The organism is Lactobacillus nasalidis (assembly GCF_016587775.1).
Taxonomy (GTDB): domain Bacteria; phylum Bacillota; class Bacilli; order Lactobacillales; family Lactobacillaceae; genus Lactobacillus; species Lactobacillus nasalidis.
Genome location: NZ_BOCG01000617.1, coordinates 1 through 808 on the forward strand (window position 1 = coordinate 1; position 808 = coordinate 808).

Consider the following 808-nt stretch of genomic DNA (forward strand, 5'->3'; position numbering starts at 1 on the left):
ACGACCCAGTCGCGGCCGGCAGCTGAACCGGCATATGTCGCCGGAGACACTTCCAGCTGGCTGAACCGCCACTTGCTGGCAACGGGCAAGATCAGCTTCAGCGTCGGAAAATTCAGATAGCCGCTGTAAGCAACTCCTTGAACCCGGATTGTTGCCTTTGCAGGTCGCTTAGCCCTTTGCCTCTGGCCTTTGAGCGTCTGCACGACTGTCCTGGCAGAACTGCCGGCTTGGTAGTCTTCAATTAAGTTGTGGGCTAGCAGCAGACCAGCCAGCAAGATAAAGATGGCTCCCAGCGCCATTTTGATTCTGCCTTTTTCCTTCATCTTTTGCCTTTCTCTTGATCAACCCAGCCCCAGATGAACAAGATCAAGCCAGCCAGGGCCAGCAGCGGGATCGGCCAGTTCAGCTGGCCCTTCTGCCAAATTAAAAGTCGTCTAATCTAATTATTCTAAAATAGATATGCAGACAGATGCAAAATGTACGTAATTATTGCAACAATGCTAATCGATTGATTTTTTTACGCAAAAAAACAGGACTTTTCCATGCTGCTGGAAAAGTCCTGGTCTTTTTTTACATTAACAACTTATATTAATAGTTTGACAAGCAAAACTACTTATATTTGATGACGATCTTGGTACCGACCTTCAGCTTGCCTGAAGTCCGTTGACCATAAAGCCAGCGGGCATCGCTGAGTGACAGACGGATGCAGCCTGAAGAGTCAGGCTTGGTCCCCAGCACCGTCAAGTGGGCCGTGCTGCCAACGCCGCCGTAACCGTAGTGGTAGCCGCCATAAGAAATCCCGGAGCCG

The 808-nt window shown here is 50.0% G+C and carries 2 protein-coding genes; both read right to left on the bottom strand.

The genetic code is table 11. The annotated features are described in order from the left end of the window. Positions 1-323: sortase family protein (locus tag lacNas_RS14345; protein WP_244661466.1), on the bottom strand; the 323-nt coding region annotated here is incomplete at its 3' end. 286 nt (positions 324-609) lie between these two features. Further along, positions 610-808: L,D-transpeptidase family protein (locus lacNas_RS11570; RefSeq protein WP_201331114.1), on the bottom strand; the 199-nt coding region annotated here is incomplete at its 5' end.